Here is a 5,732-nt window from a genome sequence, read left to right as displayed (position 1 = left end):
TCGCGGACCAAGGCGCCCCGGCAACCGCCAGCTACATAGGGAGCGCGTCTGCCGGGGCGCCGATCACGCTGGAACTGGCCGGATTTTGTGCTGCCCTCTGGCAGGAAATCGCACCGCCGTTGACAGGATTTCCGGAAGAGGCGCTGGAGGTGGCCGCCGAAGCGTTCATCGAGGCCGAGACCGCCAATGCCGACGGTCTGAAGGCACTTTGCCTTGCCTACATGGGATTGTACAACGTGGCACTCGGGCGGGTGGAAGAAGGGGCGGAACAGCAGGATCTTGCCGCGGCCATCGCGCTCTCAGGCAAGGCTGACGCTGTGACGGGTGCTCTTATCTACTGCAACATTCTCTGGACCTGCCGCAACACCGCCGATTGGGGCCGTGCCCAGCAGTGGAGCGCGGGTTTCGAAACCTGGTGCAGCGCGAGCTTTGCCGTCAGTACCGGCACCTGCGATCTGCACCGCGCAGAGGTTACTGGCGCGCAGGAAAGTCTTGCCGATGCCCTGAAAGGCATCAACGATGCAATTGCCAAGCTGACCGAGGAGGAAGGCTGGGCGCTCGGGGATGGCTACCGGATCCGGGGCGACTTGCAGGCCATGATCGGTAATCTCGACGCCGCACGGGCGGATTTCGAAAAGGCTTATGCCGTGGGCTGGGACGGGGAGCCGGGCAACGCCGTGCTCCTGGCAGAGGCGGGCGAGATCGATGCCGCACTTGCCGCGCTCGACCGGACGCTTTCCGGAACCACCTGGTTCCATCTCCAACGCCGGCTTTGGATCAAGGCGCACAAGGCCTGGATCGCTGCGCGGAATGAGCGCCCGGAAATCGCCCGCAAGACGCTTGACGACATCGGTACCGAAATCAGCGACGTGACCGGAACCCTGCCGTCGGTCCACGCCATGGTAGCCGAGGCGCAGGCCCAGCTCAAAAATGAAGATGAGCCCGACCGCATGAGACTTCTGCTGCTCGCGCGGCAATTGTGGACGGCCGCCGGGTTCGGTTTTCACGAGGCGAGATTGCGCGTGGAGATCGCGGTGCGGCTGCAAGAGGCGGGAGACTTTCATGGCGCCCGATGCCAACTCGATGCCGCCGAACACATTGCCCGCCGGATCGGCTCCGGCCGTATCCTCGGATTGGTGACCGGCGCCAGGTTCGCCGCGTCGTCTGATCCCACGGCCGCCCGGACCCAGTAACGGTCCATTTCGGCGGGGATTTGCAGCAGGACAGACAGGTGAAAGGGAGGAATGGAGATGGAAGACAGCATCGACGGGTGGGCCGGAGTGGTCAGAGGACGGCCCGAACTCGGTGCGATCGCGCAGCGCAGCCGGACAACCACTTCGGCGGACATCGTCGCCTTCACCGGCATAACCGGTGACCGGAACCCGGTGCACTATGACGAGGAGCTGGCGAAACGGACCGCCTTCGGAAAGCTGATCGTCCAGGGCGGCGTGACGACCGGCATCCTCAATGCCTGCGTGGCCGAAGACCTGCCGGGCCCGGGCACAGTGTTCCTCAACCTCAATATCGACTTCCGCAAGGCCGTGGGCGTGGGCGAAACAATCACCGGGCGGGTAGAGGTGCTGGACGTGCGGGCCGACAAGCCGATCTGCCGGCTGAAGGTCGTGGTCACCGACAGTACAGGCGATATCTGCGTCGAGGGGAACGCGACCACCTACACGATGCCGCTCGACTGAGGCCGCGGCATCGAGAGGGCCGTCGATGAAAAATACCCGCCGTTCTTTGGGCCTCGCATTCTGGATTGCACCCCGCGAGAGGCCAGCAAGGGTGGCATGACCCCATTCGCCCCGACACCGCAAGGGTGATCCTGCACGTGATTAACGCAATGAAATTGCTTCGATTGTCGTTGATGATCATCTGCGGCAGAGCGAACCTAATCGCAACGGAACACAACTGCATCGGACACCAGCCATGAGGACCTGCCGCCCGACGGACAATACCCACGCCCTGAATGCCTTCATCGCAGCCAAGACCGAAATCGATGAGATGCTCCGTCGCCTGCAGGCCCTGAGTGACAACCATTCCAACGCTCACCCCGAAGAAGTCGGCTGGGGCGAGGTTGGCACGCTGCAGCACTACGCCGTTCGGCTACCCGACATCACCAACAGCGCCTTCCGCGAGGGCGAATACGCGGACTGAACCGCTGCGATCCATGACCCGCTCGGCACGTGCCCTCGAACGGGGCACGTCGACCGGGCCCGGAGGTCGTAGAAGGATCCGCATCCCGCGGACCCGAAGTTCCGGAGCCCACGATGTCCGACCTCACTGACACCCAGATCCGCATTCTCGAACTCGCCGCAGCACGGAGCGATGCGCTCGCCATGCCGCTCCCAAAGGGCCTGCACGGCGCCGCCGCGAAGAAGGCGGTGACCAGGATGTCCGAACTCGGCTTGCTTGAGGAAATTGATGCGAACATCGCGCGGGGCGAACCACTCTGGTGGGAGACTGGCGATGGTTGCGGTACGACGCTGATCGCAACGGAGGCCGGGCTGGCAGCGATCGGGTTGTCGCCGGCTGAGATTCGCACCCGGCTGGATGGCCGGAACCCCGAACCCCAATGCGCAGTTGCCGAGCCCAACGCGCCCCGTGCCGGCAGGAAGTTGGCCCGTCTGATCGAGATGCTCTCCACCCCTGGCGGCGCGACAATTGCCGAGATCTCCGACGAGACCGGCTGGCAGGCGCACAGCGTTCGGGGTGCGATCTCCAGCACGCTGCGCAAGAAGCTCGGGCTGATCGTTGAGGCGACGGCAGAGCCCGACCGGGGTCGGGTCTTCAGAATTGCCGTTTCCTGACTGATCTCCAGCGCCGACAGGCGTTAGCGAAAATCATGATGGCTGTGATGTCGCGGCCATCACCCAGTCGGCGAATGCCGATCCATCGGTCGCAGATGCGGCGCCCCGTGAGCGATCATTCGAGCCGCTCGCCGGAGACCTGTTGTTTCATCCAACGGTTCGCGGAAATACCCAGCGCAGTCTCCGTCGCGCCACCATCAGGCGTGGCGAATTGCGGCGCTGTCCCGCGGCTTGGTGTAGGAAGCCACGCGCGGTGTCTCTGGTGCAGGGCGGCCGCTCAAGCGGCCGGACCTTGGTCCTGCCGCAGGAGATTTCGAGGTGTATTCGGGTGTTGGTTCATGGCCGTTGTCGAAGTGGATCCTCACGTGGATTTCAAGGGGTGGATTCCGCCAGACTGGATTCCTTGGTGGATTTTACAGTTTTGGTCAAGAATCCACTTTTTTGCGACTGCGTGTGCGGTGTAAGTGATTGTAATTACGCTTACTTTGTATGGATGACGTCGCAGGTGGATTCCGGGTGGATTCCCCGGTGAAAACCACTGTCGCTGGCGATCTTCTGCGCTCAGCCCCCCCGCATACAAATGCGCCAAGGAGGAACCCTCGGAGGGGGGCAACGCAAAAAGCCCGGAGCGATGTTCTCCGGGCGTTCTCCTGCGATGATTGATGTATGAGTCAAGAGGGGCAGCTCTGTCAATGGGGTTGGTTCGAGTCGCGCTTCACACCCCAATAATCTGGTAGTTTGCCGACATTGAAGACATTTGCTGCGGGTGCGGCAATCCTCGCCATACCACCCGGTATCCTGCAAGGCACGCAACGGACTGTACGTTCGCGGCAGCTCGCGCCGACGGCCGGTCAGCGGACCTTCCTGATGTTCGTTGCGCGAGCAGAGCAAGGTGTCCTGGTCGGCAGCCTTGCGCAGTAGGCGGTCACTGACGTTGTCTTACTGACGACTTCTTACAGCTTCCCCGAGGTATCAGCGGGTGATTGCAACCGCCCGTTTCCCCAGACGCAGATCACTGGGAATTGTCAGTCCACTAGTGGAGCATTGCGCTTTTCCTACAGCATGTTACGGAAGGTCCACTTGAGAGCTGGGCATTGCGGAAGCGGTGCTGAAACTGGGAGTTTGTTTTGCGACGATTGGCGACGCTGCCGCCGAGGGCAACGAGACGCTTTGGAAGTTTTTTCGCTTCGAGCGCTTTCTTTCAACCCTGGCGGAGAGCCGGCTCTATTTTGCATCGGCCAACCAATTCATCGATCCGTTCGAAGGTGCCGTTGCGGTTCAGTTGAACGCGCCGCCACACGATCCGCTCTACGCCGAAATAGAGAGCGTCGATCACGCCTTTTTCCAGCTAAAGCGATTAACTAAGGTATGCTGCTGGCATCGCGCCGCCTACGAGAGCGATGCCATGTGGAAGCTCTACTCCGGAGAGCACAAAGGTATCGCGATATGCACCACGCCCGATCGCATCCGTGCCGCCTTCAAGCCATTCCGTCTCAAACCGGAACATGGCGTCGAAGATCTCTGGGGTGGTCCGGTCCAATATGTAGACCTCACGAAGGTTCGCATGCGTGGCGTTTCCATGCTCGAACGGTTCTTCTTCAAGCATAGGGCCTTTGAGTGGGAGCGGGAGTATCGGCTCACAATCTCTCTTCGAATGGCTGAGGAATTCGGTGTCCGGGTTCCCGAAGACGGTATTTTTGTTGACGTCGATCTTTCCATTCTGATCGAACGCATTGTGCTCGGCTCGACCACCACAGAAACCGAGCGGGCTACCGTCGCCGAACATGTGGCAGCCGCCGGGTTAAGTGATCGCCTTGAGCTTTCTACCCTTCTCGGCCAACCTCGATATGTCTGATGCCAGGCAAGCAAGCACCAGAGCAAGTCGAGACCCACCAGAATGATATCCCACTCGGAAACCGCCATCACGCTCTCGGAAACACTGCAGACCAACGCGATCGTGTGGATTCACTCGCTGCCGGAACAGGAGATTGGACCCAGTCGACGCATCCTCGAAGACCTTGAGGGCCTTGCCTCCGCCGGCGGGTTTCCCGTCTTCGCGTACGCCGTTCGCAATCGTGCCGAAATGAGCGATCTCTTTGGGCAGTTAACGGTGGAGGCCGAGCAAGGATTGAGGCCAGTGCTACACGTCGACGCTCACGGCACAGTCGCCGAGGGCCTCCTGCTTGCGCCGAGCGGCGAGCGTGTCGGCTGGAGCGAGCTTATCGAAGACCTGCGGGGCCTAAATGTTGCGACGGCGAACAATCTCACCTGCATCTTTGCACTGTGTTTCGGTCTGCATCTCTACAAGCAGGTGAGCCTGAAACGACCCGTGCCAGCCTATCTCTTCTGCGCCCCACCTGAGGAAATCAGTGTCGGTTTCCTCGAGGCACAAACACTGGCCTTCTATCGGGAGATGAACCGCTCCTCGAATGTGACGGCCGCATTCGAGTTGACTCTCGGCGGAGTCATGCAGTCGTTTCATTGCCAAGGTTTGTTTCTGCAATCGCTGTTGCGATACATCCGAACCTACTGCATCGGGCGCATGCGGCAGGATCGTCTGGAGCGCATGGTCACGGCTGTTTTTCAACGTGACGGCATCGCCAACCCTTCTAGCACCCAACTGAAACAGGCCCGGCGCGAGATACGAGAAGCTCTCAAACCGAGCCAGAAGACGATCGATTTATTCGCGCCATCCTTCCTAATCGGCCGCGCTCCAGCCTTCACCTATGCCGATCTCGACCGGGTTTTGAAGCGCTCTGACCGCGCGGGGTAATTTCAGCCGCGCCCTGCATCGAAGGAACGTCTGATCAACACGTTCGGCTTCGCCGAGAAGTCCGCCTGAATGTTCTGGGGTGCCGCGGCCCGTCCGAAGGTCCCAGGATTGGCGGTTTCGGGGCCGTCTGCGTGGCGTCGCAGGCCACT

At 61.1% G+C, this 5,732-nt stretch carries 6 protein-coding genes; all 6 read left to right on the top strand.

The annotated features are described in order from the left end of the window. Positions 1–1,193: hypothetical protein (locus EU800_RS25600; protein WP_207210018.1), on the top strand; the 1,193-nt coding region annotated here is incomplete at its 5' end. Between the two features lie 57 nt (positions 1,194–1,250). Beyond that, positions 1,251–1,694, top strand: coding sequence for a MaoC family dehydratase (locus EU800_RS25595; RefSeq protein ID WP_129636292.1), 444 nt, complete (start codon positions 1,251–1,253; stop codon positions 1,692–1,694). Positions 1,695–1,929: 235 nt separating this feature from the next. Beyond that, positions 1,930–2,157, top strand: a complete 228-nt coding sequence (locus EU800_RS25590) for a hypothetical protein (protein ID WP_129636291.1) — start codon at positions 1,930–1,932, stop codon at positions 2,155–2,157. Positions 2,158–2,270: 113 nt separating this feature from the next. Further along, positions 2,271–2,810: a DUF3489 domain-containing protein gene (locus tag EU800_RS25585; protein ID WP_129636290.1), complete on the top strand. Its 540-nt coding sequence runs from the start codon at positions 2,271–2,273 to the stop codon at positions 2,808–2,810. A 1,105-nt stretch (positions 2,811–3,915) separates the two neighbouring features. Further along, positions 3,916–4,665: a DUF2971 domain-containing protein gene (locus EU800_RS25580; RefSeq protein WP_207210017.1), complete on the top strand. Its 750-nt coding sequence runs from the start codon at positions 3,916–3,918 to the stop codon at positions 4,663–4,665. Between the two features lie 42 nt (positions 4,666–4,707). Beyond that, complete coding sequence (locus EU800_RS25575; RefSeq protein ID WP_129636289.1) at positions 4,708–5,583, top strand: hypothetical protein; 876 nt, start codon at positions 4,708–4,710, stop codon at positions 5,581–5,583. Positions 5,584–5,732 lie beyond the last annotated feature (149 nt).

The sequence above is a fragment of the Tropicimonas sp. IMCC6043 genome (assembly GCF_004146235.1).
Taxonomy (GTDB): domain Bacteria; phylum Pseudomonadota; class Alphaproteobacteria; order Rhodobacterales; family Rhodobacteraceae; genus Tropicimonas.
The sequence above is the reverse complement of the archived record's forward strand: the minus strand, read 5'-3'. Positions and strand labels throughout refer to the sequence as shown.

Coding starts and splice junctions, on each gene's coding strand:
- EU800_RS25595 (WP_129636292.1), top strand. CDS start 1,251: ATGGAAGACAGCATCGACGGGTGGGCCGGAGTGGTCAGAGGACGGCCC.
- EU800_RS25590 (WP_129636291.1), top strand. CDS start 1,930: ATGAGGACCTGCCGCCCGACGGACAATACCCACGCCCTGAATGCCTTC.
- EU800_RS25585 (WP_129636290.1), top strand. CDS start 2,271: ATGTCCGACCTCACTGACACCCAGATCCGCATTCTCGAACTCGCCGCA.
- EU800_RS25575 (WP_129636289.1), top strand. CDS start 4,708: ATGATATCCCACTCGGAAACCGCCATCACGCTCTCGGAAACACTGCAG.